At 63.7% G+C, this 24,469-nt stretch carries 24 protein-coding genes; 15 read left to right on the top strand and 9 right to left on the bottom strand.

The window, feature by feature from the left end:
* The 3 genes from J5M71_RS03000 to ccsA all read right to left on the bottom strand — a co-directional run.
* Window positions 1-1,179, bottom strand: a 1,179-nt coding sequence (locus J5M71_RS03000; RefSeq protein ID WP_207829538.1) for an MFS transporter, incomplete at its 3' end; no start/stop codon positions are given.
* A gap of 261 nt (window positions 1,180-1,440) precedes the next feature.
* Window positions 1,441-2,646 (bottom strand): transporter associated domain-containing protein, encoded by a 1,206-nt coding sequence (locus tag J5M71_RS02995; RefSeq protein WP_207829537.1) that lies wholly within the window; start codon window positions 2,644-2,646, stop codon window positions 1,441-1,443.
* Window positions 2,647-2,655: 9 nt separating this feature from the next.
* Window positions 2,656-3,465 (bottom strand): cytochrome c biogenesis protein CcsA, encoded by an 810-nt coding sequence (gene ccsA, locus J5M71_RS02990; RefSeq protein ID WP_207829532.1) that lies wholly within the window; start codon window positions 3,463-3,465, stop codon window positions 2,656-2,658.
* A gap of 323 nt (window positions 3,466-3,788) precedes the next feature.
* Here ccsA and ffh point away from each other — a divergent pair, with 323 nt between their 5' ends.
* The 12 genes from ffh (at window position 3,789) to J5M71_RS02930 (ending at window position 13,688) form a co-directional block, all read left to right on the top strand.
* Complete coding sequence (ffh, locus tag J5M71_RS02985; protein WP_013971189.1) at window positions 3,789-5,165, top strand: signal recognition particle protein; 1,377 nt, start codon at window positions 3,789-3,791, stop codon at window positions 5,163-5,165.
* Between the two features lie 259 nt (window positions 5,166-5,424).
* Window positions 5,425-5,676, top strand: a complete 252-nt coding sequence (gene rpsP / locus J5M71_RS02980) for a 30S ribosomal protein S16 (RefSeq protein WP_003259424.1) — start codon at window positions 5,425-5,427, stop codon at window positions 5,674-5,676.
* 5 nt (window positions 5,677-5,681) lie between these two features.
* Entirely contained in the window at window positions 5,682-6,218 is a 537-nt protein-coding gene (rimM, locus tag J5M71_RS02975; RefSeq protein WP_025337913.1) for a ribosome maturation factor RimM, read from the top strand.
* A gap of 3 nt (window positions 6,219-6,221) precedes the next feature.
* Window positions 6,222-6,974 carry a tRNA (guanosine(37)-N1)-methyltransferase TrmD gene (gene trmD / locus J5M71_RS02970; RefSeq protein WP_003252146.1) on the top strand — a complete coding sequence of 251 codons (753 nt, stop codon included), beginning with the start codon at window positions 6,222-6,224 and terminating at the stop codon, window positions 6,972-6,974.
* A gap of 42 nt (window positions 6,975-7,016) precedes the next feature.
* A complete protein-coding gene (rplS, locus tag J5M71_RS02965) occupies window positions 7,017-7,367 on the top strand; it encodes a 50S ribosomal protein L19 (protein WP_003252148.1) in 351 nt (116 codons plus the stop codon).
* A 93-nt stretch (window positions 7,368-7,460) separates the two neighbouring features.
* Window positions 7,461-7,868 carry an acyl-CoA thioesterase gene (locus J5M71_RS02960; protein WP_025337914.1) on the top strand — a complete coding sequence of 136 codons (408 nt, stop codon included), beginning with the start codon at window positions 7,461-7,463 and terminating at the stop codon, window positions 7,866-7,868.
* A gap of 170 nt (window positions 7,869-8,038) precedes the next feature.
* Entirely contained in the window at window positions 8,039-8,935 is an 897-nt protein-coding gene (xerD, locus tag J5M71_RS02955; protein ID WP_207829530.1) for a site-specific tyrosine recombinase XerD, read from the top strand.
* A gap of 153 nt (window positions 8,936-9,088) precedes the next feature.
* Entirely contained in the window at window positions 9,089-9,832 is a 744-nt protein-coding gene (locus J5M71_RS02950; protein WP_085624191.1) for a thioredoxin fold domain-containing protein, read from the top strand.
* Between the two features lie 83 nt (window positions 9,833-9,915).
* Window positions 9,916-11,220 (top strand): homoserine dehydrogenase, encoded by a 1,305-nt coding sequence (locus tag J5M71_RS02945; protein WP_063911456.1) that lies wholly within the window; start codon window positions 9,916-9,918, stop codon window positions 11,218-11,220.
* Between the two features lie 58 nt (window positions 11,221-11,278).
* On the top strand, window positions 11,279-12,688 hold the full coding sequence (gene thrC / locus J5M71_RS02940; protein WP_063911457.1) for a threonine synthase: 1,410 nt from the start codon (window positions 11,279-11,281) through the stop codon (window positions 12,686-12,688).
* A 219-nt stretch (window positions 12,689-12,907) separates the two neighbouring features.
* Entirely contained in the window at window positions 12,908-13,327 is a 420-nt protein-coding gene (locus J5M71_RS02935; RefSeq protein WP_207829529.1) for a response regulator transcription factor, read from the top strand.
* A 79-nt stretch (window positions 13,328-13,406) separates the two neighbouring features.
* Window positions 13,407-13,688: a DUF3509 domain-containing protein gene (locus J5M71_RS02930; RefSeq protein ID WP_063911459.1), complete on the top strand. Its 282-nt coding sequence runs from the start codon at window positions 13,407-13,409 to the stop codon at window positions 13,686-13,688.
* A 167-nt stretch (window positions 13,689-13,855) separates the two neighbouring features.
* Here the strand turns inward: J5M71_RS02930 and J5M71_RS02925 are convergent, their stop codons facing one another.
* Window positions 13,856-14,728, bottom strand: a complete 873-nt coding sequence (locus tag J5M71_RS02925; protein WP_207829528.1) for a TIGR02285 family protein — start codon at window positions 14,726-14,728, stop codon at window positions 13,856-13,858.
* 20 nt (window positions 14,729-14,748) lie between these two features.
* On the bottom strand, window positions 14,749-15,948 hold the full coding sequence (locus J5M71_RS02920; protein ID WP_063911461.1) for a CaiB/BaiF CoA-transferase family protein: 1,200 nt from the start codon (window positions 15,946-15,948) through the stop codon (window positions 14,749-14,751).
* A 132-nt stretch (window positions 15,949-16,080) separates the two neighbouring features.
* Here J5M71_RS02920 and J5M71_RS02915 point away from each other — a divergent pair, with 132 nt between their 5' ends.
* Together J5M71_RS02915 and recJ are read left to right on the top strand one after the other, a co-directional pair.
* Window positions 16,081-16,623: a YaeQ family protein gene (locus J5M71_RS02915; protein ID WP_013971198.1), complete on the top strand. Its 543-nt coding sequence runs from the start codon at window positions 16,081-16,083 to the stop codon at window positions 16,621-16,623.
* 8 nt (window positions 16,624-16,631) lie between these two features.
* Window positions 16,632-18,341, top strand: a complete 1,710-nt coding sequence (gene recJ / locus J5M71_RS02910; protein WP_207829527.1) for a single-stranded-DNA-specific exonuclease RecJ — start codon at window positions 16,632-16,634, stop codon at window positions 18,339-18,341.
* 318 nt (window positions 18,342-18,659) lie between these two features.
* Here the strand turns inward: recJ and J5M71_RS02905 are convergent, their stop codons facing one another.
* A complete protein-coding gene (locus J5M71_RS02905) occupies window positions 18,660-18,923 on the bottom strand; it encodes a DUF3077 domain-containing protein (RefSeq protein WP_025337923.1) in 264 nt (87 codons plus the stop codon).
* A gap of 810 nt (window positions 18,924-19,733) precedes the next feature.
* Between J5M71_RS02905 and J5M71_RS02900 the strand changes: the two genes are divergently transcribed.
* On the top strand, window positions 19,734-20,840 hold the full coding sequence (locus J5M71_RS02900) for an NADH:flavin oxidoreductase/NADH oxidase (RefSeq protein WP_207829520.1): 1,107 nt from the start codon (window positions 19,734-19,736) through the stop codon (window positions 20,838-20,840).
* 479 nt (window positions 20,841-21,319) lie between these two features.
* On the opposite strand, the gene J5M71_RS02895 is transcribed toward J5M71_RS02900, so the two are convergent.
* Genes J5M71_RS02895 through J5M71_RS02885 form a run of 3 tightly spaced genes read right to left on the bottom strand, consistent with a single transcriptional unit; the run spans window position 21,320 to window position 24,469 of the window.
* Window positions 21,320-22,744 (bottom strand): gamma-aminobutyraldehyde dehydrogenase, encoded by a 1,425-nt coding sequence (locus tag J5M71_RS02895; RefSeq protein ID WP_207829517.1) that lies wholly within the window; start codon window positions 22,742-22,744, stop codon window positions 21,320-21,322.
* 17 nt (window positions 22,745-22,761) lie between these two features.
* Window positions 22,762-23,568 (bottom strand): ABC transporter permease, encoded by an 807-nt coding sequence (locus J5M71_RS02890; protein WP_207829516.1) that lies wholly within the window; start codon window positions 23,566-23,568, stop codon window positions 22,762-22,764.
* On the bottom strand, window positions 23,558-24,469 hold the full coding sequence (locus J5M71_RS02885) for an ABC transporter permease (RefSeq protein ID WP_207829515.1): 912 nt from the start codon (window positions 24,467-24,469) through the stop codon (window positions 23,558-23,560). The genes J5M71_RS02890 and J5M71_RS02885 overlap by 11 nt, the downstream gene beginning before the upstream one ends.

Here is a 24,469-nt window from a genome sequence, read left to right as displayed (position 1 = left end):
GAACGGTGCCGCCGAGGCCCCGACGATGCCGCCCAGGTTATACGCCGCCGAAGCGCCGGTATAACGCACGTGGGTCGGGAACAGCTCAGGCAGCAGTGCTCCCATCGGCGCAAAGGTCACGCCCATCAGGAACAGCTCGATGGCCAGAAACAGCGCCACGCCTGCGGTCGACCCCGAAGTCAGCAGCGGTTCCATGGCAAAGCCCGAGGCTACCGCCAGCAGGCCGCCGACGATCAGCACCGGTTTGCGCCCGTAGCGGTCGCTGAGCCAGGCCGACAGTGGTGTGGCCAGGGCCATGAACACCACCGCGAAGCACAGCAGGCCAAGGAACGTCTCGCGGCTGTAGCCCAGCGTGGTCACGCCATAGCTCAGCGAGAATACCGTGGAGATGTAGAACAGCGCGTAGCACACCACCATCGCCGCTGCGCCCAGCAGGGTCTGCAGCCAGTATCTTGAAAACAGGTCGACCACCGGCATTTTCACCCGCTCGTGGCGGGCGACGGCCTTGGCGAACACCGGGCTTTCTTCAAGCTTCAGGCGCACATACAGGCCCACCAGTACCAGCGCGGCGCTGAGCAGGAACGGAATGCGCCAGCCCCACTCGCGGAACTGCTCGTCGCTGAGCACCAGGGCCAGGGTCAGGAACAGGCCGTTGGCGGCCAAAAAGCCGATCGACGGGCCCAACTGCGGGAACATGCCGAACCAGGCTCGCTTGCCTTCCGGCGCGTTCTCGGTGGCCAGCAAGGCCGCACCACCCCATTCGCCGCCCAGGCCCAGGCCTTGGCCAAAACGCAGCAGGCAGAGGATGATCGGCGCCCATACACCAATGCTGTCATAGCCCGGCAGCACGCCGATGGCCGTCGTGGATACGCCCATCAGCAGCAGTGAGGCGACCAGGGTCGACTTGCGGCCGATACGGTCGCCAAAGTGGCCGAACAGTGCCGAGCCCAGCGGGCGGGCGAGGAAGGCGATGCCGAAGGTAAGAAAGGCCGCCAGCATCTGCGCGGTGCCCGACCCGGACGGGAAGAACACCGGGCCGATCACCAGTGCGGCGGCAGTGGCGTAGACGTAGAAATCGTAGAACTCGATGGCGGTGCCGATGAAGCTGGCGGTGGCTACCCGCGCGGGCGAGTTGACCGGCGCGGCAGGCGCTTCGGCATAGGTGCTGCTGATTGTCATTAAGTAGGTCCCTAACAGTCTGGTCCAGCTCCATGGGCGTGCGAGGCAAAAAGGCAAGCACCGCTGCGTGGACGCGGGAGCGTTTTGTTGTTGTGTGCGCCCGACTGACGATAGCCCAAGGGGGATAGGGGCGGGGGCGGGCACTGTTCGGGGTGTTGAAGCAGGACCGCAGGGCGTGTCAGTGGAGCGGACTGGCCGTGGGGCGCCGGGTGCGGGTAGCAGGCGGAACGGCGGGGCTGGGTAAGCGTGACCCGAGTATAGCTATCGGGTCACGGTCCACACCAGTACCTTGCTGGCACAATTGTCCTCTGTTTCGAGGATTTCCAGGCGATAGCGGCCGATCTTCAGGCAAACGGCGCTTTCCGGGATGCTCTCCAGCGCCTCGGTGACCAGCCCGTTGAGGGTTTTCGGCCCGCCGTCGCAGGGCAGGTGCCAGCCCAGGCTGCGGTTGATTTCGCGTAGCGAAGCGGTGCCGTCGATGACGAAGGTGCCATCGGGCTGCGGGTGCACGTGGGGGTTGACCAAGCTGTGTTCATCCTCGAACTCGCCAACGATCTCTTCGAGGATGTCTTCCAGGGTGACGATGCCCAGCACTTCGCCGTACTCGTCCACCACCACGCCCAGGCGGCGCTGCTGCTTGTGGAAGTTCAGCAGCTGCATTTGCAGGGGCGTGCTCTCCGGCACGAAATAGGGCTCGTAGCAGGCGCCGAGCAGCGTCTCCAGGGTCAGCTCGGCCTTGGGCAGCAGGTGGCTGATCAGCTTGGTGTTGAGGATCGCTTCAACCTGGTTGATGTCGCTGTGGTACACCGGCAGGCGGGTGTGGCGGCTGACGATCAGTTGCTCGATGATGCGCTCGATCGGCTCGTCGAGGCTGATGCCGTCCACTTCGTTGCGCGGTACCAGGATGTCGTTGACGGTCATCTTGTCCAGTGACTGCAGGCCGTCGAGCAGGCCGTGGCGCGGCGCTTCGTGTTCCTCGTCCTCGTCGAACTCGTCGGCTTCCTGCGGGTGCAGGGCCACGGCCGTGGGTTGCACGCGGAACGGACGCAGGATCAGCTTGGCAACGCCATCCAGCAGGCAGGCCAGTGGTTGCAGCAGGGTGAGGGGCACTTTCAGCAGGCTGGCGCCGAGGCTGACGAACGCCTGCGGGTTGCGCCGGGCCAGGCGCCGCGGCAGGTATTCGGCGAACACCAGCAAGGTGAGGGTGGCGGCCAGCCCGGCCAGCCAGAAGCCGTGTTCGCCGCTATGCCGCTGGCCGACCAGGCAGGCCAGGCCCAGCACCAGCAGCTTGCCCAGGCTGGCGCACAGCACCAGGGCCTGGGCCGGCAGCACGGGCTGGCCGTCCTCGCCGGCGCGCAGCGCGCCATTGAGTTGCAGGCGGGCGGCATCCACCGCAGTGAATAGCGCCGACCACAACAGCGCCAGTGCCAGGGTGCCGAATAGCGGTGCGTACGGCAGGGTATCCATGGGCGGCCGTCAGATATGCAGGATGAATTCGCGAACCAGCTTGCTGCCGAAATAGGCCAGCATCAGCAGGCAGAAACCGGCCAGCGTCCAGCGGATGGCCTTGTGGCCACGCCAGCCCAGGCGGGTGCGGCCCCACAGCAGCACGCTGAACACCACCCAGGCGACACAGGCCAGCAGGGTCTTGTGTGCCAGGTGCTGGGCGAACAGGTTGTCGAGGAACAGCCAGCCGGAGATCAGCGACAGCGACAGCAGGCACCAGCCGGCCCAGAGGAAGCCGAACAGCAGGCTTTCCATGGTTTGCAGCGGCGGGAAGTTGCGGATCAGCCCGGACGGGTGCTTGTTCTTCAACTGGCGGTCCTGCAGCAGCAACAACAGCGCCTGGAACACCGCGATGGTGAACAGCCCGTAGGCCAGGATCGACAGCAGGATATGCGCGAGGATGCCCGGCTCTTCGTTGACCAGCGGTACCGTGCCAGGGGGCGCGAACTGGGCCAGCAGCGCGGTCACCGCACCCAGCGGGAACAGCAGCACCAGCAGGTTCTCCACGGGTATGCGCAAGCAGGCCAGCAGGGTCAGGGCGATGACCGCCACGGCGATCAGGCTGGCGGCACTGAAGAAGTCCAGGCTCAGGCCCAGCGGGGTGATCAGCTGGAAGAACAGCGCACCGGCCTGGGCGAGTACCGCCAAGGCACCCAGCAGGGCAAGCAGGCGCTTGTCGGCCTTGCGGTTCTGGGCAAGGTAAGAGCCCTGGTAGATGGCCGCAGCTATATATAGGCCGGCGGCGATCAGGTTGGGGAGGAGGCTGGGTGAGGAGAACATAAGTCCTGGTTGGCGAGCCTTAAAGAGACGGAGTTTGGCATAGATCGCGCTGGTCTAGGAAGACTGGCAGGCTGCGGTGCGGTATTCGCGGGTGAACCCGCTCCCACAGGTATGGCGCCGGTTTCGAATGGGGTGGGGACCCTGTGGGAGCGGGTTCACCCGCGAAGAGGCCGGCACAGCCACCGATTATCTACCATACCGCCGCCAAGGTGTGCGCCGCCGTCGCACTTCGCTATAATCGCCGCCTTGCTGTGCCCGGCGGGTATGCATTCCCCCTGGGCGCCTGACAAACCTCGGCTTTTACTGGGCCTGAAAGGATCACCATGTTCGAAAACCTGACCGACCGCCTGTCACAGACGCTGCGCCATGTCACCGGCAAGGCCAAGCTGACCGAAGACAACATCAAGGACACGCTGCGCGAAGTGCGCATGGCCCTGCTCGAGGCCGACGTTGCCCTGCCGGTGGTCAAGGATTTCGTCAACAGCGTCAAGGACCGTGCAGTCGGCACCGAAGTGTCGCGCAGCCTGACCCCTGGCCAGGCGTTCGTGAAGATCGTCCAGGCCGAGCTGGAAAGCCTGATGGGCGCGGCCAATGAAGACCTCGCGCTGAACGCCGCCCCGCCCGCCGTGGTGCTGATGGCCGGCCTGCAGGGCGCCGGTAAGACCACCACCGCCGGCAAGCTGGCGCGCTTCCTCAAGGAGCGCAAGAAAAAGAGCGTGATGGTAGTGTCCGCCGACGTCTACCGCCCGGCGGCGATCAAGCAGCTGGAAACCCTGGCCAACGACATCGGCGTCACCTTCTTCCCGTCCGACATCAGCCAGAAGCCGGTGGCCATCGCCGAAGCGGCCATCCGCGAAGCCAAGCTGAAGTTCATCGACGTGGTCATCGTCGACACCGCCGGCCGTCTGCACATCGACGCCGACATGATGGACGAGATCAAGGCGCTGCACGCCGCGGTCAAGCCGATCGAGACCCTGTTCGTGGTCGACGCCATGACCGGCCAGGACGCCGCCAACACCGCCAAGGCGTTTGGCGAGGCGCTGCCGCTGACCGGCGTGGTGCTGACCAAGGTCGACGGTGACGCCCGTGGCGGTGCCGCGCTGTCGGTGCGTGCCATCACCGGCAAGCCGATCAAGTTCATCGGTATGGGCGAGAAGACCGAAGCCCTCGAACCATTCCACCCCGACCGTGTCGCCTCGCGCATCCTCGGCATGGGTGACGTGCTCAGCCTGATCGAGCAGGCCGAGCAGAACATCGACAAGGCCAAGGCCGACAAGCTGGCCAAGAAGCTGAAGAAGGGCAAGGGCTTCGACCTCGAAGACTTCCGCGATCAGCTGCAGCAGATGAAGAACATGGGCGGCCTCGGCGGCCTGATGGACAAGCTGCCGAGCATCGGCGGGGTCAACCTGTCGCAGATGGGCAACGCCCAGGGCGCGGCCGAGAAGCAGTTCAAGCAGATGGAAGCGATCATCAACTCCATGACCCCGGCCGAGCGCCGTGATCCAGAGTTGATCAGCGGCTCGCGCAAGCGCCGTATCGCCATCGGTTCCGGCACCCAGGTGCAGGACGTCGGCCGCCTGATCAAGCAGCACAAGCAAATGCAGAAGATGATGAAGAAATTCTCCGCCAAGGGCGGCATGGCCAAGATGATGCGCGGCCTGGGCGGGATGCTGCCGGGCGGCGGCATGCCGAAGCTGTAACCCCTATTCCGGGTGCCTGCCGTTCGTCCGGCAGGCGCCCAGAACCCCCGCTGTGGCGGGGCAATGGCCGCGGATTTCGCGGCTCAACCGGCAGATCTGGACGGCAGGGCAGGGCCTTGCCGAAAAAGTCATTTGCAAATGTCCGTGTATTCCCCGAGAATATGCGGCCTTTTGGGCACCCGTGTGCCTATTTGGCATTCAGATTTGCAGTACCAGCTGCTGTATCAACTGCAGCACCGACTATAGGAACGATGTTCACATGGTAACCATTCGTCTGGCCCGTGGCGGCTCGAAAAAGCGCCCATTCTACCACCTGACCGTGACCAACTCGCGTAACGCCCGTGACGGCCGTTTCGTTGAGCGCGTAGGTTTCTTCAACCCGATCGCTGCTGGCGCCGAAGTCAAGCTGTCGGTCAACCAAGAGCGCGTCAACTACTGGCTGAGCCAGGGTGCACAGCCGTCTGAGCGCGTTGCTCAGCTGCTGAAGGACGCTGCCAAGGCTGCTGCCTGAGCAGTATGAACGCGACGCCAGAAAAGGCTGACGACCTCATCGTCGTTGGCAAGATTTTTTCGGTTCACGGCGTTCGCGGCGAGGTGAAGGTGTATTCCTTTACCGATCCGATTGAAAACCTGTTGGATTATCCGCGCTGGACGCTTCGGCACGAAGGCAAGGTAAAGCAGGTCGAGCTGGTCAACGGTCGTGGCTCCCAGAAGGGCCTGGTCGTGAAACTGAAAGGCCTCGATGATCGCGATGAAGCCCGTCTTCTGAGCGGTTACGAAATCTGCATACCGCGGAGCCTTTTGCCCAACCTGGCTGCTGACGAGTACTACTGGTACCAGTTGGTGGGCCTGAAGGTCATCAACCAGGACGAACAACTGTTCGGCAAGGTCGATCACCTGTTGGAGACCGGTGCGAACGATGTAATGGTGGTCAAGCCCTGCGCAGGCAGCCTGGATGATCGCGAGCGTCTGTTGCCCTATACGGCGCAATGCGTGCTCGACATCGACCTGGAAGCAGGCGTGATGCGGGTTGAATGGGACGCGGACTTCTAAACGATGGGTAACCTTCGCGTAGACGTCATCACGTTGTTCCCCGAGATGTTCTCGGCCATCACGGAGTACGGCATTACCAGCCGCGCGGTGAAACAGGGGTTGCTTCAGGTGACTTGCTGGAACCCGCGGGACTACACCACAGATCGTCACCACACGGTGGATGATCGTCCGTTTGGCGGTGGTCCGGGCATGGTGATGAAAATCAAGCCTCTGGAAGACGCCCTGGTTAGCGCCAGGCAAGCGACCGGAGCAGCGGCGAAGGTGATCTACCTTTCGCCACAAGGCCGCAAGCTGACTCAGCAGGCGGTCAAAGGCCTGGCCGAACAGGAATCGTTGATCCTGATCGCCGGTCGTTATGAAGGCATCGACGAGCGCTTTATCGAGGCTCATGTCGATGAGGAGTGGTCGATTGGCGACTATGTGCTTTCCGGTGGCGAGCTGCCGGCCATGGTACTGATCGATGCGGTTACACGGCTGCTGCCCGGAGCTTTAGGGCATGTGGACTCGGCGGAAGAAGATTCTTTCACTGACGGTCTGCTCGATTGCCCGCACTACACCCGACCTGAGGTGTATGCGGATCAGCGTGTTCCCGACGTGTTGCTAAGTGGCAACCATGCACACATCCGGCGTTGGAGAATGAAGCAGTCCCTTGGTAGGACCTTCGAACGACGCGCCGATCTTCTGGAAAGTCGCTCGCTTTCTGGAGAAGAGAAGAAGCTGCTCGAGGAATATCTCCGCGAGCGGGACGATAGTTAAACGTATCGATGGTGGATCACGTATCCATCTTAGGAGCACAGCATGACCAACAAGATCATCCAGCAGCTCGAAGCCGAGCAGATGAGCAAGGAAATCCCGACCTTCGCACCAGGCGACACCGTTGTCGTTCAGGTTAAAGTGAAGGAAGGTGAGCGTTCCCGTCTGCAGGCGTTCGAAGGCGTCGTTATCGCCAAGCGTAACCGCGGTCTGAACAGCGCCTTCACCGTGCGCAAGATCTCCAGCGGCGTTGGCGTAGAGCGTACCTTCCAGACCTACAGCCCGCAAATCGACAGCCTGGCCGTGAAACGTCGTGGTGACGTGCGTAAAGCCAAGCTGTACTACCTGCGCGACCTGTCCGGCAAAGCCGCTCGCATCAAGGAAAAACTGTCCTGAGTACAGTTTGCCCGGTGGCCAAGGCCGCCTAGCGAGAAAAAAGCAGCCTTCGGGCTGCTTTTTTGCTTTTTGCCCCCCGAAGATGTGATTGCCATGACTACCCGAGACCAGGAAATCCTGCGCCGCACCGAGCTGTCGGTGACCCGCGTGACCAAGGCGGTATTTCCCAACACCACCAACCACCACAACACCCTGTTCGGCGGCACCGCCCTGGCCTGGATGGACGAAGTGTCGTTCATCGCCGCCACGCGCTTCTGCCGCCTGCCGCTGGTGACCGTGTCCACCGACCGCATCGACTTCAAGCACCCGATTCCGGCGGGCTCGATCGTGGAGCTGGTGGGGTCGGTGATCAAGGTGGGCAATACCAGCTTGCAGGTGCAAGTGGATGTATTTGTCGAGAATATGTACCTGGATGGGCGCGAGCGAGCGATCCATGGCGTGTTCAGCTTCGTCGCCATCGACGAGGACAAGCGCCCGGTGCCGGTTCTGCCCCAGGCCTGAGTTCTCCTGCACTGGCCCTTTCGCGGCTAAAGCCGCTCCCACAGGGATCGCACATACCTCGAGGGCGGTGATATCCCTGTGGGAGCGGCTTTAGCCGCGAAGAGGCCAGTACAGACAACAATTATGCTGCTGTGAAACACTAAGCCACCTTCAACACCCAGCAGCCCCGCATGCCCGTCCTAGACCACCCCCTGATCGACCAGTTCCTCGACGCCCTGTGGCTTGAAAAGGGCCTGTCCGACAACACCCGCGTGTCCTACCGCAGCGACCTGGCCCTGTTCAACGGCTGGCTGCAGGAACACGGCGTCAGCTTGCCCGACGCTGGCCGCGACCTGATTCTCGACCACCTGGCCTGGCGCCTCGACCAAGGCTACAAACCGCGCTCCACGGCACGCTTCCTGTCCGGCCTGCGTGGCTTCTTCCGCTACCTGCTGCGGGAAAAGCTGGTGGCCATCGACCCGACCTTGCAAGTCGACATGCCGCAACTGGGCAAGCCACTGCCCAAGTCGCTGTCCGAAGCCGACGTCGAAGCCTTGCTGCAGGCTCCGGACCTGGGCGAAGCCATCGGCCAGCGTGACCGCGCCATGCTCGAAGTGCTCTACGCCTGCGGTCTGCGGGTTACCGAACTGGTCAGCCTGGCTCTCGACCAGGTCAACCTGCGCCAGGGCGTGCTGCGGGTGATGGGCAAGGGCAGCAAGGAGCGCCTGGTGCCCATGGGCGAAGAGGCGGTGCTGTGGCTGCAGCGCTACCTGCGCGATGGCCGCGCCGAACTGCTCAATGGCCGCCCCAGCGACGTCCTGTTCCCCAGCTTGCGTGGCGAGCAGATGACCCGCCAGACCTTCTGGCATCGCATCAAGCACCATGCCCGGGTCGCCGGCATCGACAAACCGCTGTCGCCACACACCCTGCGCCACGCCTTCGCCACCCATCTGCTCAACCACGGTGCCGACCTGCGCGTGGTACAGATGCTGCTGGGCCACAGTGACCTGTCGACCACGCAGATCTACACCCATGTTGCCAAGGCCCGCCTGCAGCAACTGCACGCCCGGCACCACCCGCGTGGATGAATGTTTTTCATGTTCCGCCGACCGGTCCTTGCAAGGCCCTTCACCGGCGGTGTGATGTGGTAGGCTTGAGCGGTTTGCACCAAGGGCCGCACGGTCACCGCGTATTTTCCGCAGGTGGCGCCCTCCGGCCCCTGTCCGCCTTCAGGAGTTCCCATGCGCGTGACCCAGTTTTTCGCCGCCGCCGCGTTGGCGCTGGCCAGTACCTTTGCCGTTGCTGCGGCAACCGACAGCAATACCGCTGCCGAGCAGGCCATCCGTAAGTCGTTGCAGAACCTCGAGCTGGAAGTGCCCGTTGAAAGCGTGGCCAGCAGCCCGGTCAGCGGCCTGTATGAAGTCAAGCTGCAGGGTGGCCGCGTGCTGTATGCCAGCGGCGACGGCCAGTTCGTGATGCAGGGCTACCTGTTCCAGATCCAGGACGGCAAGCCGGTCAACCTCACCGAAAAGACCGAGCGCCTGGGTATTGCCAAGCTCATCAACGGCATTCCAGCCGCCGAGATGGTGGTTTATCCTGCCAAGGGCGAGACCAAGTCGCACATCACCGTGTTCACCGACACCACCTGCCCGTACTGCCACAAGCTGCACGCCGAGGTGCCCGAACTCAACCGCCGCGGTATCGAAGTGCGCTATGTCGCCTTCCCGCGCCAGGGTCTCGGCTCGCCGGGTGACCAGCAGTTGCAGGCCGTCTGGTGTTCCAGTGACCGCCGTGCGGCGATGGACAAGATGGTCGAGGGTGAGGAAATCAAGGCCGCCAAGTGCGCCAACCCGGTCAGCAAGCAGTTCCAGCTGGGCCAGTCGATCGGCGTCAACGGCACGCCGGCGATCGTCCTTGAAAGCGGCCAGGTCATTCCGGGCTACCAGCCGGCACCGCAGGTCGCCAAGCTGGCGCTGGCCAAGTAATCCAATTCAGTACGCCGTCGTCATGGGGTGACGGCATGTTTCACGGTCGGCATAGGTGTCGGCCGTTCAATGGGGAGTTCACAGTGAAACCGGTCAAAGTAGGCATCTGTGGGTTGGGGACCGTCGGTGGCGGAACCTTCAATGTACTTCAGCGCAACGCCGAGGAGATTGCCCGCCGTGCCGGGCGCGGTATTGAAGTGGCACAGATCGCCATGCGCTCGCAGAACCCGAACTGCCAGATTACCGGTACCCCCATTACCGCTGACGTGTTCGAAGTTGCGAGCAACCCGGAGATCGACATTGTCATCGAGCTGATCGGTGGCTACACCGTGGCTCGCGAACTGGTGCTCAAGGCCATCGAGAACGGCAAGCACGTGGTCACCGCCAACAAGGCGCTGATTGCCGTGCACGGCAACGAAATTTTCGCCAAGGCCCGCGAGAAGGGTGTGATCGTCGCCTTCGAAGCGGCCGTGGCCGGTGGCATCCCGGTGATCAAGGCCATCCGCGAAGGCCTGTCGGCCAACCACATCAACTGGCTGGCCGGCATCATCAACGGCACCGGCAACTTCATTCTCACCGAAATGCGTGAGAAGGGCCGTGCCTTCCCGGATGTGCTGGCCGAAGCCCAGGCGCTGGGGTACGCCGAAGCCGACCCGACCTTCGACGTCGAAGGCATCGATGCCGCGCACAAGCTGACCATTCTCGCCTCGATCGCTTTCGGCATCCCGCTGCAATTCGACAAGGCCTACACCGAAGGCATCACCCAGCTGACCACTGCTGACGTGAATTACGCCGAGGCCCTGGGCTACCGCATCAAGCACCTGGGCGTGGCCCGCCGCACTGCCGAAGGCATTGAGCTGCGCGTACACCCGACGCTGATCCCGGCCGACCGCCTGATCGCCAACGTCAACGGCGTGATGAACGCCGTCATGGTCAACGGCGATGCCGCCGGCTCCACCCTGTACTACGGCGCTGGTGCCGGCATGGAGCCAACCGCTTCGTCGGTGGTCGGCGATGTGGTCGATGTGGTCCGCGCCATGACCTCCGACCCGGAAAACCGCGTGCCGCACCTGGCCTTCCAGCCGGATTCGCTGTCGGCCCACCCTATCCTGCCGATCGAAGCCTGCGAAAGCGCCTACTACCTGCGCATCCAGGCCAAGGATCACCCGGGGGTACTGGCCCAGGTGGCCAGCATCCTCTCGGAGCGTGGCATCAACATCGAGTCGATCATGCAGAAGGAAGCCGAGGAACAGGACGGCCTGGTGCCGATGATCCTGCTGACCCATCGCGTGGTCGAGCAGCGCATCAACGACGCCATCGTCGCCCTGGAAGCCCTGCAGGACGTGGTCGGCAAGGTCGTGCGCATTCGCGTCGAGCAGCTCAACTAACAATAGTGCCGGCGGGCCGCCAGCGCGGCCCCGGCCCCAGCATCGAAGGTTTGCACCCATGCGCTATATCAGTACCCGCGGCCAGGCACCGGCCCTGAATTTCGAAGACGTCCTGCTGGCTGGCCTGGCCAGTGACGGCGGCCTGTACGTCCCGGAAAACCTGCCACGTTTCACCCAGGAAGAAATCGCCTCGTGGGCCGGCCTGCCGTACCACGAACTGGCTTTCCGGGTGATGCGCCCGTTCGTCGAAGGCAGCATCGCCGACGCCGACTTCAAGAAGATCCTCGAAGAAACCTACGGCGAGTTCGCTCACGCCGCCGTTGCCCCGCTGCGTCAGCTGAACAGCAACGAGTGGGTGCTGGAGCTGTTCCACGGCCCGACCCTGGCGTTCAAGGACTTCGCCCTGCAACTGCTCGGCCGCCTGCTCGACCACGTGCTGGCCAAGCGCAACGAGCGCGTGGTGATCATCGGTGCCACCAGCGGTGACACCGGTTCCGCCGCCATCGAAGGCTGCCGCCGTTGCGACAACGTCGACATCTTCATCCTGCACCCGCACCAGCGCGTGTCGGAAGTGCAGCGCCGGCAGATGACCACCATCTTCGGTGACAACATCCACAACATCGCCATCGAAGGCAACTTCGACGACTGCCAGGAAATGGTCAAGGCCAGCTTCGCCGACCAGTCGTTCCTCAAGGGCACCCGCCTGGTTGCGGTCAACTCGATCAACTGGGCGCGGATCATGGCCCAGATCGTCTACTACTTCCACGCTGCCCTGCAGCTGGGTGGCCCGGCGCGTTCCGTGGCGTTCTCGGTACCGACCGGCAACTTCGGCGACATCTTTGCCGGCTACCTGGCACGTAACATGGGCCTGCCGGTCAGCCAGCTGATCGTTGCCACCAACCGCAACGACATCCTGCACCGCTTCATGAGCGGCAACCAGTACGTCAAGGAAACCCTGCACGCGACCCTGTCGCCGTCGATGGACATCATGGTCTCGTCCAACTTCGAGCGCCTGCTGTTCGACCTGCACGGCCGCAACGGTGGCGCCATTGCCGAGCTGATGGCCAACTTCAAGCAAGGTGGCGGCTTCAGCGTCGAGCAAGACCGCTGGACCGAAGCGCGCAAGCTGTTCGACTCGCTGGCAGTGAACGACGAGCAGACCTGCGAAACCATTGCCGAAGTGTTCGCAGCCACCGGTGAAGTCCTCGACCCGCACACCGCGATCGGCGTCAAGGCCGCCCGCGAGTGCCGCCGCAGCCTGGACACGCCGATGGTGGTGCTGGGTACCGCGCACCCGGTCAAGTTCCCGGAAGCGGTGGAGAAGGCCGGTGTGGGCAAGGCACTGGAGCTGCCGGCGCACCTCAGCGACCTGTTCAGCCGTGAAGAGCGTTGCACGGTGCTGGCCAATGACCTGAAGGCTGTGCAGGGCTTTGTCAGCCAGCATGGTAACCGCGGCAAACCGCTGTAAACATTGGGGCCGCTCTGCGGCCCATCGCCGGCAAGCCAGCTCCCACAGGGATTGCCCTTACCCTGGGACTATGCGGTCGGGGTAGGAGCTGGCTTGCCGGCGATGGGCTGCGGAGCAGCCCTGATTCTCCGAATCTTCCCACTGCTCCATCAGAAACATCCTATTCAGGCCGCCCAGGGCAAAGTCTAAATTAGCCGGTCCTCCCATCAGGAGCGGCTCATGCACCAGCCCTACGTGTTGATCCACCAGGCTCGCCCATCCCACCAGATCCTCCTGCACCAGGCCCTCAACGCCCAGGGCATGTTCCATGTGCGCATCAGCGAAACCAGCGCAGACCTCGACGCCTGCCTGAGCGCGGATCGCCGCCCCGACTTGCTGATCCTTGACCACGCCATGCCAACCCGGGCCGGGCTTGCCGTGCTCGAACAGCAGCACCGAACACGCGCTTTGCTGTTTGTCGGCCAGGCTGCTCCCAGGCGCCGCAACCTTGCCCAAGAGGCCAGAAGCCGCGGGCTGTGGGTGCTCGCCGAGCTGCCCTGGCCGCTGTCGATGCCACGCCTGCAGCGTGCCCTGCAAGCAGTGCAGGTAAGCACCTGGCGGCGTATTCAAACTGTCACGTCCGCCCAGCATGCTCACTGAAGCAGCCGCGGTGTAACGAACTTTCCGCTGCGTCTGTTGGTCAGTTCCTCTATATCCCACCACGCAGCGAGTGATCCGGATGGAAAGAATCTGCAGACTGCTCAACGAAGCCCTGACCCCCTATCAGACCCACTTCGGCGTCGCCGATGCCCAGGGTAATCGCCAATTGACCGTTCACGACCGCCTCACCGGTATCACCCTGCGGCGCACGGTCAGCGAGCGCCAGTTGCAGGAGCAACGCCTGTTGATCGATCTGGTGGATGGCCTGCACCGTGACCTGCAGATCGCCGAAGGGCGTTTGCAACCCTGCGTGATCGCGGCGCTGCAGCAACGCCAGCAACCCCATGGAACCTTTGCCTGAGTGGCTTTTCAGAAGTAGCAAGGGCAGTCAGCCAGTGCTTTGCTCCGGCGCTGGCAGGGCTGTCACGGGAAGCCCCCAAGGGCTTTCGCTTGGCCCCGGGCGTGTTTCCCCAGCGCCCGGGGTTTCTTTTGTGGCGCCTGCACCGGCGATAGGGCCGGAACAGGCGATCAGTGGTCTTCGAAGAAGCGCTTGCTCTCTTCCAGGTAGTCTTCCTGCAGCGCCGGGTCCAGCCAGCGTGCATACAGCCCCGGCAACACATCCCGGCGCAGGGCAGGCAGCAGCTGGTCGATGTGCGCAATCGCCTCACGCCCCAACTCACTGTTCGAACAGCCTACATGCAGAAACTGGTAGTGGTTCACTCCCTGTACAGGATGAAACCGGTAGTCGGCCAGTGTTCCGCCTTGCTGCTCGACCAGGTAGCGCACTTCAGGCCAGTAGCCGAGCACCATGCGCAGGCGCCCCAGCTGTTGCATCTGCAGCAGGTTGGCGGTGGCGTCGTTGCCGTAGTGGCGACTGAGCGCGGTGTCGGGTAACTGGCGCAGGATGGCGTCGATCTGCGTGCCGTAGCTGCGCTCGGCGACAACCCCCAGCTTCAGCGGGGTCTTGCTCAGCAGGCCATGCAGGTCTACCTCCTGGCCGTCGAGGTAAGGAGCCACCAGCGTCTCGCTGTCCTTGCGCAGCACCAGGCCGCCACTGAGCACGCCCAGGGAGGGCATGGAAAACCGCACATACTCGGCGCGCTCCGGTGTCCACAGCAGGGTCGGGTCGCAGGTGAAGCTCTTCGGGTCCTGCAGCATCTGGATACCGCGGGCGCGGTTGATCCGCACGATGCTGTGGTCGTACTCGGGCATCTGCCCGATCAGCAGGGGCAACAGCTGGTCGATCACCCCTTGGCCTTTTCCCGGCCCTTCGAAAATGGTGAACGGCGGCAGGTCACGCACCAGCCAGAAGATGCGCTCCTTGGCGCTTGCAGGCTGCAGCAATGCGGGCAGCAGCCCGCACAGCAGGATCAGGTGACGTAGGCAACGGGCAGCGCGCATGGACCAGGGCAGTGCCAGGTTCAGACCGTGCCTGCTGCGCGCAGGCTGGCGATGGCCGCCGCGTCGTAGCCCAGGCTGCCGAGCAGCGCCTCGGTGTGTTCGCCCAGCGCCGGGCCGACCCACTCGGTGGAGCCGGGGGTGTCCGACAGCTTGGGCACGATGCCTGGCATGCGGAACGGCTTGCCGTCCGGCAGTTTGGCCTGCAGGAACATTTCGCGTGCCAGGTACTGCGGGTCGTTGAACATGTCCTCGGCCGAATAGATGCGGCTGGCCGGCACTTCGGCGGTATTCAGCACCTGCATCAGTTGCTCCAGCGGCAGGCTGTTGGCCCAGCGGTCGATGACCCCGTACAGCTCGTCACGGCGCAGGTCGCGGCCATCGTTGGTGGCCAGGGTCGGGTCGTCGGCCAGGTCGGTGCGACCAATGGCCTGCATGAAGCGCTTGAAGATCGCATCGCCGTTGGCGCCGATCTGCACATGCTTGCCGTCGGCGCTGGTGTGGATGGAGGAGGGCGTGATGCCCGGCATGATGTTGCCGGTGCGTTCGCGGATAAAGCCGAACACATCGAACTCCGGGACCATGCTTTCCATCATGGCGAAGATCGCTTCGTACAGGGCCACGTCCACCACCTGGCCCTGGCCGCCGTTGACTTCCCGGTGCCGCAGCGCCATCAGTGCGCCGATCACCCCCCACAGGGCAGCAATCGAGTCACCGATGGAAATGCCCGTGCGCACCGGTGGGCGGTCGTCGAAACCGGTGATGTAGCGCAGGCCGCCCATCGACTCGCCCACGGCGCCGAAGCCCGGCTGGTCCTTCATCGGCCCGGTCTGGCCGAAGCCTGACAGGCGCACCATAACCAGGCGCGGGTTGAGCGCGTGCAGCACATCCCAGCCCAGGCCGAGCTTTTCCAGCACGCCCGGGCGGAAGTTCTCGATCAGGATGTCGGCCTCGGCCAGCAGGCGCTTGAGAATCTCGCGACCCTCGGGGTGCTTGAGGTTGAGGGTAAGTGACTGCTTGTTGCGGGCCTGCACGAACCACCACAGCGAGGTGCCCTCATACAGCTTGCGCCATTTGCGCAACGGGTCGCCGCCATCGGGCGATTCGACCTTGACCACCTCGGCGCCGAATTCGGCACAGATGCGCGAGGCGAACGGGCCAGCGATGAGGGTGCCGAGTTCGACAACTTTGAGGCCGGCGAGGGGTTTGCTGGGCGTAGTCATGGGGCATCCGTGGCAGCTGGGCAGATGCGTGGTTTTATCATAGGTCCGAAGCGGCAGATACTGCTGCGGGGCAACGAAGGGCAGTATCGGTTAGACTGTGCCACTTTTCTTTGCGCAAGAAGCCCGTCGACCATGGCCCAGCCGTCCACCACCTATAAATTCGAACTGAACCTGACCGACCTCGACCGCGGCGTGTACGAAAACGTCCGTCAGACTATCGCCCGCCACCCTTCGGAAACCGAAGAACGCATGGCTGTGCGCCTGCTGGCCTACGCCCTGTGGTACAACGAAAACCTGTCGTTCGGCCGTGGCCTGTCCGATGTGGACGAAGCGGCGCTCTGGGAAAAGAGCCTGGACGATCGCATCCTGCACTGGATTGAAGTGGGCCAGCCGGACGCCGACCGGCTGACCTGGTGCTCGCGCCGCACCGAGCGCACCAGCCTGCTGGCCTACGGCAGCCTGCGTGTATGGCAGAACAAGGTGGTAGATGCGGTCAAGGGCCTGAAGAACCTGAGCATCGCTGCCGTGCCGCAGGAGGTGCTGGAAACCCTCGCCACCGACATGCCCCGTACCATCAAGTGGGACGTGATGATCAGCGAAGGCACCTTGTTTGTCACCGACGACCGTGGCCAGCACGAAGTGCAGCTGGAGTGGCTGCTGGGTGAGCGTGGCTGAAGCCCCCCATGCGTATCGAACCTCGCCCGCTGCCGCCGACCCTGCCATTCCTGGGTAACCTGCCACCCTTGCTGACCCGCCTGTACGCCGCGCGCGGCGTGCAAAGCGAGGCCGAGCTGGACAAAAGCCTCGCGCGCCTGCTGCCGTACCAGCAGCTCAAGGGCATCGAGGCCGGCGTGGATCTGCTGGTCGAGGCTATCGACCAGCGCCAGCGCATCCTCATCGTCGGCGACTTCGATGCCGACGGCGCCACTGCCAGTACTGTCGGCGTGCTGGGCCTGCGCCTGCTGGGCGCGACCCACGTCGACTACCTAGTGCCCAACCGCTTCGAATACGGTTACGGCCTGACCCCGGAAATCGTCGAGGTGGCGCTGCAACGCCAGCCGCAGCTGCTGATCACCGTGGACAACGGCATTTCCAGCGTCGACGGTGTGGCAGCCGCCAAGGCCGCCGGGCTCAAGGTGCTGGTCACCGACCACCACCTGCCGGGCGCGGAGTTGCCCGACGCCGACGCCATCATCAACCCCAACCAGCCGGGCTGCAGTTTCCCGAGCAAGGCGCTGGCCGGGGTAGGGGTGATCTTCTATGTGCTGATGGCCCTGCGTGCGCGCCTGCGCAGCCTGGGGCGCTACGAAACGCAGCCGCAGCCGAACATCGGCGAATTGCTCGACCTGGTAGCCCTGGGCAGCGTCGCGGACGTGGTGCCATTGGACGCCAACAACCGCATCCTGGTGCACCAGGGCCTCGAACGCATTCGCGCCGGCCGCGCCCGGCCGGGGCTCAAGGCCATTCTGGAAGTGGCCCGTCGCGATCACCGGCGCATCACCTCGACCGACCTCGGTTTCATCCTCGGCCCACGGCTGAACGCTGCCGGACGCCTGGACGACATGAGCCTGGGCATCGAATGCCTGCTGTGTGAAGACGCGGCCCTGGCCCAGGACATGGCCCGGCAACTGGACGACCTGAACCAGGACCGCAAGTCCATCGAACAGGGCATGCAGCGCGAGGCCCTGGCGCAGCTCAAGGACCTGCCGGTCGAGTCGATGCCATATGGCCTGTGCCTGTTCGATGCCGACTGGCACCAGGGGGTGATCGGTATTCTGGCGTCGCGCCTGAAGGAGCGTTACCACCGGCCGACCATCGCTTTCGCCGACGCTGGCGAGGGGATGCTCAAAGGGTCGGCGCGCTCGGTGCCGGGGTTCCACATTCGTGATGCCCTGGACGCCGTGGCGGCGCGTCATCCGCAACTGATCAGCAAGTTCGGCGGCCACGCCATGGCGGCGGGCTTGTCGTTGCCTGAAGCCAATTTCCCGGCATTTGCCGAGGCGTTCGACGAAGAAGTGCGACGCCAGCTGCGTGAAGAGGACCTGACCGGGCGCCTGTTGTCCGATGGCAGCCTGGCGGTGGAGGAGTTCCACCTCGACCTGGCCAAGGCCCTGCGCCATGCCGGGCCCTGGGGGCAGCACTTCCCCGAGCCGCTGTTCCATGGCGTGTTCCAGCTGGTGGAGCAGCGCGTGGTGGGCGAGCGGCATCTGAAGGTGGTGCTCAAGAGTGAGTGCGGCTCGGTGCGGCTGGATGGCATTGCCTTCGGTGTCGACCGCGAAGTGTGGCCGAACCCGACGGTGCGTTGGGTCGAGTTGGCGTACAAGCTGGATGTGAACGAGTTTCGTGGTAATGAAAGTGTGCAGCTGATGATTGCCCACATGGAGCCGCGCTGACTGCAAGTACCGTAGCTCCCACAGGTACCTCATTGCCTTCAGGCCTTGTGATATCCCTGTGGGAGCGGGTTTACCCGCGAACACCGGCGCAGCCGGTGCCATGCACCGCGTCGCCTGCTTCGCGGGCATGCCCGCTCCCACAGGGCCCGCGCCGGGCTCAAGGCTTGCGTTGTACCTGTGGGAGCGGGTTTACCCGCGAACACCGGCGAAGCCGGTGCCATGCACCAAGTCGCATTCTTCGCGGGTAAACCCGCTCCCACAAGGCTCTGCGGCGAGCTGGCCAATGTGCCCCATGTGCGATCGATGAGCACAGCAAACTCAGCGCGCCATACCTAACTCGGCATCATCCATCAGCGCCTTGGCCATCGCACTGAGATAATGCGCAGCCCAGATCATCATGGGTTTCTCATCCATCAGCCCGACGATGGTCAACTCCCGTACATAGCCCATCAGTTCCGAAGCCTGATCACGGGCGTCTCGGCACGGAATGCCCGCTTCGATGCGAAATAATGGGTGGGTCTGGTTTTCACCTTGAAAGAAAGTGGTCTTGCCGACGGTGAATTGGGTGTCTTCTGTAGTCATTTTTATAGCAATTCCTTGAAGGTTGAAGGAGTTGCCACCGCCGTTTCCACACGAAAGGCGGCAACTGTATGCAGGGTGGAAAACCGGCCTTCAAGGAACCCGGTAGGCCAAACGGCCTCCCGCACACAGCTGCCATTACGACAGGCACTTGAAGATTGACCGGGTTTCCACACCCGCATCGCTAGATTTCAGCGACCCAGTAAGCCTAAGTGGCGGTGTATCCGGGAACAATCAGATGCCTGTCGACAGAACGTGTAGGGTATTTCCTCAGGTCAGGCATCACCAGATCTGAGTCGTAGGGGATATCTGAAATACCTGTCAGAGTGCCTGCCTGTAGCGGCGGTCAGGGCTGCCAGGTGCCTGCCTTGAGAGTGATGTCGCCTGTGAGATCGAGCGCCGCCCGCGCGGCGCTTCGCGGGGCAAGCCCGCTCCCACATTTGTTGCAACGTGCCAAACCTGTCAGGCCATGGTTGCCCGCTTTGTTGGCCTGACGATGTCTCCCCGTTGGCGCGGCTGCCGCCCCACATGTCTTTGGTCATGCGCCAAGGCTGACGACCATGGCCTTGCAGGCATGGCCACGTTGCAACAAATGTGGGAGCGGGCTTGCCCCGCGAAGCGCCGCGTGGGCGGCGCTCGATCTCATAGGCGACATCACTCTCGATCCAAACACCCCGCCCCCCACCCGAAATCCCATTGAACCTCCCCCCCAACCATTCTGGTCTAGTCTGAAGTTATGACCGGACCTGGGCCAGGGACGTGCAATTGAGTGTCCGGGCCGGATCACCATTGGAGTCCTTGGGAGGTGCCCTCATGAGCCTGCTGCTCGAGCCTTACACCCTGCGTCAGCTGACCCTGCCCAACCGCATCGCCGTTTCGCCGATGTGCCAGTATTCCGCCGTCGATGGCCTGGCCAACGACTGGCACCTTGTTCATCTGGGCAGCCGCGCCGTGGGTGGCGCGGGCCTGGTAATCACTGAAGCCGTGGCGGTGACTGCCGATGGTCGCATTACCGCCGAAGACCTCGGCCTGTGGAATGACGCTCAGATCGCCCCGCTGCAACGCATCACCCGTTTCATCACCGCCCAGGGGGGCGTGCCCGGTATCCAGCTGGCTCACGCCGGGCGCAAGGCCAGCACCTATCGCCCGTGGCTGGGCAAGCAAGGCAGCGTCAAGCTCGAGGAGGGCGGCTGGCAGCCGGTAGGGCCGTCGAAGATCGCCTTCGATCCGCAACACACACCGCCACGCGAGCTGACCCATGACGAAATCCAGGATGTGATCGCCGCCTTCGTCGCTTCGACCGAGCGTGCCCTGAAGGCCGGTTTCAAGGTGGTCGAGATCCACGCCGCCCATGGCTACCTGTTGCACCAGTTCCTGTCACCGTTGAGCAACCAGCGTCGCGACGAGTACGGCAGCAGTTTCGAAAACCGTATCCGCCTGACCCTGCAGGTGGTCGAGGCTGTGCGCAAGGTCTGGCCTGCCGAGTTACCGCTGTTCGTGCGGGTATCGGCGACCGACTGGGTCGAGGACGGCTGGAACCCGGATGAAACCGTCGAACTGGCCCGCCGCCTGCGTGGCTTGGGCGTCGACCTGATCGACGTGTCCTCCGGCGGCACCTCGGTCAATGCCGAAATCCCCACAGGGCCCGGCTACCAGACCCGCTTCGCCGAGCGTGTGCGCAAGGAATCGGAAATTGCCACCGGCACCGTGGGCATGATCACCGAACCGGCCCAGGCCGAGCACATTCTGCGCACCGGCCAGGCCGACATCATCTTCCTCGCCCGCGAACTGCTGCGCGACCCGTACTGGCCGCTGCATGCTGACGACGACCTGGGCGGCAACAAAGCTACTTGGCCTGCGCAATACCAGCGCGCCACCAGCCGGGCCAACCCGATTCACGAGTCGGACTTGCGGGATTGACCTGACCCAAGCATTACGCTCCTACACGGTATTGCACCGCCTTTGAATGCGGTGCGGTATCTGTGGGAGCGGGCATGCCCGCGAAGAAGGCGACTCGGTGTATGGCACCGGCTTTGCCGGTGTTCGCGGGTGAACCCGCTCCCACAGAGGTCGCGCAAAGTCAGGCGTTGATACTTACTCCTTTTCTATTTACTTCCAAATAGTCGTCCACTGCCTCTTTGAACGCGGCAGGCAATAGCCTGCGCGACCGAGCGTGAAACCCGACGATATCGCAAGTTGTGCAAAGGTGCCCGACCCATGAATGGTCTTCCTTGCTGTATTTCACCTTTGCTCGTTGCCCTCGATATTCCATGTCATCCAGCCTCGTGATAATCCAGTTTCGATGACTACAAGCTAAAGGATGTGGCATTAGGAATGGGCCGAACCGATTGCAGGAAAGCTCCTGGGCTGAGGTGCCGGTCTCAACCCAGGCTTTACCCTTAATGCTTGATCATCACATGCCGCACACAGGTGTAGTCCTCCAGCCCATACATCGACATGTCCTTGCCATACCCCGAATGCTTCTGCCCGCCATGGGGCATTTCGCTGACCAGCATGAAGTGGGTGTTCACCCATGTGCAGCCATACTGCAGGCGCGCCGCCAGGCGGTGGGCGCGGCCGGTGTCGCGGGTCCAGACCGATGAGGCCAGGCCGTAGTTGGAGTCGTTGGCCCATTCCAGCGCCTGCGCTTCGTCGCTGAAGCGGGTCACCGACACCACCGGGCCGAACACTTCATTGCGCACGATTTCGTCATCCTGCAGCGCATCGGCCAGCACCGTCGGCTCGAAGAAGAAACCGTCGCCATCAATTGCCTTGCCACCCGTCACCAGGCGAATGTGCGGCTGGGCAACCGCGCGTTGCACAAGGCCCGCGACCTTGTCGCGGTGCTGGGCGCTGATCAGTGGCCCCAGTTCGGTGTCCTCGGCTTCCTGCAGGCCCGGCTTGAGGCTGGCCACTGCGGCCCCCAGGCGTTCGACGAAACGCTCGTAGATGCCATCCTGCACATACAGCCGACAGGCCGCGGTGCAGTCCTGGCCGGCGTTGTAAAAGCCGAAGGTACGGATGCCGTCGATGGCCGCGTCGATGTCGGCATCGTCGAACACCAGCACCGGGGCCTTGCCGCCCAGTTCCATGTGCATGCGTTTTACGCTGTCGGCGGTGGCGCTGATGATGTGCGCGCCGGTGGGGATCGAGCCGGTCAGCGACACCATGCGCACCTTGGGGTGGTTGACCAGCGGGTTGCCGACCGTCTGGCCACGGCCGAAGAGGATGTTCAGCACCCCCGGTGGCAGCAGGTCCTGGGCCAGTTCACCGAGGCGCAGGGCGGTCAGCGGGGTCAGTTCGGAGGGCTTGATCACCACCGTGTTGCCGGCAGCCAGGGCCGGGGCGATCTTCCACGCCAGCATCATCAACGGGTAGTTCCACGGCGCGATCGAGGCCACCACGCCCAGCGGGTCACGGCGGATCATCGATGTGTGGCCCGGCAGGTACTCGCCGGCTGCCGAGCCGCCCAGGCAGCGTGCTGCACCGGCAAAGTAGCGGAACACGTCGGCAATTGCCGGGATCTCGTCATTCAGCGCGGCGCTCAGCGGCTTGCCGCAGTTCTGCGATTCCAGCCGGGCCAGTTCATCGCCATGGGCTTCGATTGTGTCGGCTAGCGCCAGCAAGGCTTGCGAGCGGTCCTTGGGGCTGGTTTGCGACCAGCTGTCGAAGGCCTGGTCGGCAGCGCGCACGGCGCTGTCCACCTGGGCATCGCTGGCTTCGTTGATTTGCGCCAGGGCAGTGCCCAGCGCCGGGTTGAGCACGGTCCAGGCCGGGCCTTGGCCAGCGACCAGCTGGCCATTGATCAGCATCTGCGTTTGCATCGGGGACTCCTCCAGGGTCATTTGCCACTGCCCGCGACGCTTTCGCCGCCACGGGTCAGGTAATAGGCGCCAAGGATTGGCAGCATGGTCACCAGCATCACCAGCATGGCGACCACGTTGGTCACCGGCACGTCGCGCGGGCGGCTGAGCTGGTTGAGCAGCCAGATCGGCAGGGTGCGTTCGTGGCCGGCGGTGAAGGTGGTGACGATGATTTCGTCGAACGACAGGGCAAAGGCCAGCATGCCGCCGGCCAGCAGCGCCGAGCCGAGGTTGGGCAGGATGATGTAGCGGAAGGTCTGCCAGCCGTCGGCGCCCAGGTCCATCGAGGCTTCGATCAGGCTCTGCGAAGTACGCCGCAGGCGGGCGATCACGTTGTTGTAGACGATCACCACGCAGAACGTGGCGTGGCCGACCACGATGGTGAACAGGCCGGGCTCTATCCCTAAGGTCTTGAACGCCGAGAGCAGGGCGATGCCGGTGATGATGCCGGGCAGGGCGATGGGCAGGATCAGCATCAGCGAAATGCTCTCCTTGCCGAAAAAGCTGCGCCGGTACAGCGCCGCCGAGGCCAGCGTGCCGAGCACCAGGGCGATCAGCGTGGCCAGGCAGGCCACCTGCAGCGACAGCTTGATCGCCTCCAGCACATCGGGCCGGGCGAAGGCCACGGCGAACCACTTCAGGGTAAAGCCCTTGGGCGGGAAGCTGAACGCTGCGTCTTCGGTGTTGAAGGCATACAGGAAGATGATCAGGATCGGGAAGTGCAGGAACAGCAACCCGCCCCAGGCCGCCAGGCGCAGCCCGATCGAGGCATTTTCAGAGTGCATCGAAGGCCCCCAGGCGCTTGACGATGGAAAGGTACACCGCGATCAGCACGATCGGCACCAGGGTGAACGCGGCGGCCATCGGCATGTTGCCGATCGCCCCTTGCTGGGCATAGACCATGCTCCCGATGAAGTAACCGGGCGGGCCGACCAGCTGTGGCACGATGAAGTCGCCCAGGGTCAGCGAGAAGGTAAAGATCGAGCCGGCGGCAATGCCCGGGATCGACAGCGGCAGGATTACTTGCACGAAGGTTTGCCCGGGCCGCGCGCCGAGGTCTGCCGAGGCCTGCAACAGCGACGGCGGCAAGCGTTCCAGCGAGGCCTGGATCGGCAGGATCATGAACGGCAGCCAGATGTACACGAACACCATGAAGCGCCCCAGGTGTGAAGTCGACAGCGTGCTGCCGCCAACGCCCGGCAGCGCCAGCACCGTTTGCAGCAGGGCATCCAGGTGCAGCTGCTGGACGAACCACTGGGCCACGCCGCCCTTGGCCAGCAGCAGGGTCCAGGCGTAGGTCTTGACGATGTAGCTGGCCCACATCGGCATCATCACCGCGATGTAGAAAAACGCCTTGGTCTTGCCGCTGGTGTAGCGCGCCATGTAGTAGGCGATGGGGAAGGCCAGTACCGCACTGGCCAGCGACACCGCCAGTGCCATGCCCAGGGTGCGCAGGATGATGTCGAAGTTCGACGGGTTGAACAGCGCGGCGAAATTGCCCAGGGTCAGGTCCGGGGTTACCGCCATGGTGAAGTCGTCAAAGGTATAGAAACCCTGCCACAGCAGGTTCAGCAGCGAGCCCAGGTAGATCGCGCCGAACCAGGTCAGCGGCGGTATCAGCAGCAGCGCCAGGTACAGGTTGGGGCGCCGGTACAGCAGGTTGGACAGGCTGCGCAGTGTGCTCAT

Origin of the sequence: Pseudomonas sp. 43(2021) (assembly GCF_017490805.1) — a bacterium.
In the GTDB taxonomy this organism is placed as follows: domain Bacteria; phylum Pseudomonadota; class Gammaproteobacteria; order Pseudomonadales; family Pseudomonadaceae; genus Aquipseudomonas.
Note: the sequence above shows the minus strand (reverse complement) of the source record. Positions and strands in the feature narration are given on the sequence as shown.

Bases quoted from the DNA above. Each gene is read 5' to 3' on its own strand.
- J5M71_RS02995 (WP_207829537.1), bottom strand. From the start codon at position 2,646: ATGGATACCCTGCCGTACGCACCGCTATTCGGCACCCTGGCACTGGCG.
- ccsA (WP_207829532.1), bottom strand. From the start codon at position 3,465: ATGTTCTCCTCACCCAGCCTCCTCCCCAACCTGATCGCCGCCGGCCTA.
- ffh (WP_013971189.1), top strand. From the start codon at position 3,789: ATGTTCGAAAACCTGACCGACCGCCTGTCACAGACGCTGCGCCATGTC.
- rpsP (WP_003259424.1), top strand. From the start codon at position 5,425: ATGGTAACCATTCGTCTGGCCCGTGGCGGCTCGAAAAAGCGCCCATTC.
- rimM (WP_025337913.1), top strand. From the start codon at position 5,682: ATGAACGCGACGCCAGAAAAGGCTGACGACCTCATCGTCGTTGGCAAG.
- trmD (WP_003252146.1), top strand. From the start codon at position 6,222: ATGGGTAACCTTCGCGTAGACGTCATCACGTTGTTCCCCGAGATGTTC.
- rplS (WP_003252148.1), top strand. From the start codon at position 7,017: ATGACCAACAAGATCATCCAGCAGCTCGAAGCCGAGCAGATGAGCAAG.
- J5M71_RS02960 (WP_025337914.1), top strand. From the start codon at position 7,461: ATGACTACCCGAGACCAGGAAATCCTGCGCCGCACCGAGCTGTCGGTG.
- xerD (WP_207829530.1), top strand. From the start codon at position 8,039: ATGCCCGTCCTAGACCACCCCCTGATCGACCAGTTCCTCGACGCCCTG.
- J5M71_RS02950 (WP_085624191.1), top strand. From the start codon at position 9,089: ATGCGCGTGACCCAGTTTTTCGCCGCCGCCGCGTTGGCGCTGGCCAGT.
- thrC (WP_063911457.1), top strand. From the start codon at position 11,279: ATGCGCTATATCAGTACCCGCGGCCAGGCACCGGCCCTGAATTTCGAA.
- J5M71_RS02935 (WP_207829529.1), top strand. From the start codon at position 12,908: ATGCACCAGCCCTACGTGTTGATCCACCAGGCTCGCCCATCCCACCAG.
- J5M71_RS02930 (WP_063911459.1), top strand. From the start codon at position 13,407: ATGGAAAGAATCTGCAGACTGCTCAACGAAGCCCTGACCCCCTATCAG.
- J5M71_RS02925 (WP_207829528.1), bottom strand. From the start codon at position 14,728: ATGCGCGCTGCCCGTTGCCTACGTCACCTGATCCTGCTGTGCGGGCTG.
- J5M71_RS02920 (WP_063911461.1), bottom strand. From the start codon at position 15,948: ATGACTACGCCCAGCAAACCCCTCGCCGGCCTCAAAGTTGTCGAACTC.
- J5M71_RS02915 (WP_013971198.1), top strand. From the start codon at position 16,081: ATGGCCCAGCCGTCCACCACCTATAAATTCGAACTGAACCTGACCGAC.
- recJ (WP_207829527.1), top strand. From the start codon at position 16,632: ATGCGTATCGAACCTCGCCCGCTGCCGCCGACCCTGCCATTCCTGGGT.
- J5M71_RS02905 (WP_025337923.1), bottom strand. From the start codon at position 18,923: ATGACTACAGAAGACACCCAATTCACCGTCGGCAAGACCACTTTCTTT.
- J5M71_RS02900 (WP_207829520.1), top strand. From the start codon at position 19,734: ATGAGCCTGCTGCTCGAGCCTTACACCCTGCGTCAGCTGACCCTGCCC.
- J5M71_RS02895 (WP_207829517.1), bottom strand. From the start codon at position 22,744: ATGCAAACGCAGATGCTGATCAATGGCCAGCTGGTCGCTGGCCAAGGC.
- J5M71_RS02890 (WP_207829516.1), bottom strand. From the start codon at position 23,568: ATGCACTCTGAAAATGCCTCGATCGGGCTGCGCCTGGCGGCCTGGGGC.
- J5M71_RS02885 (WP_207829515.1), bottom strand. From the start codon at position 24,469: ATGAGCACACTGCGCAGCCTGTCCAACCTGCTGTACCGGCGCCCCAAC.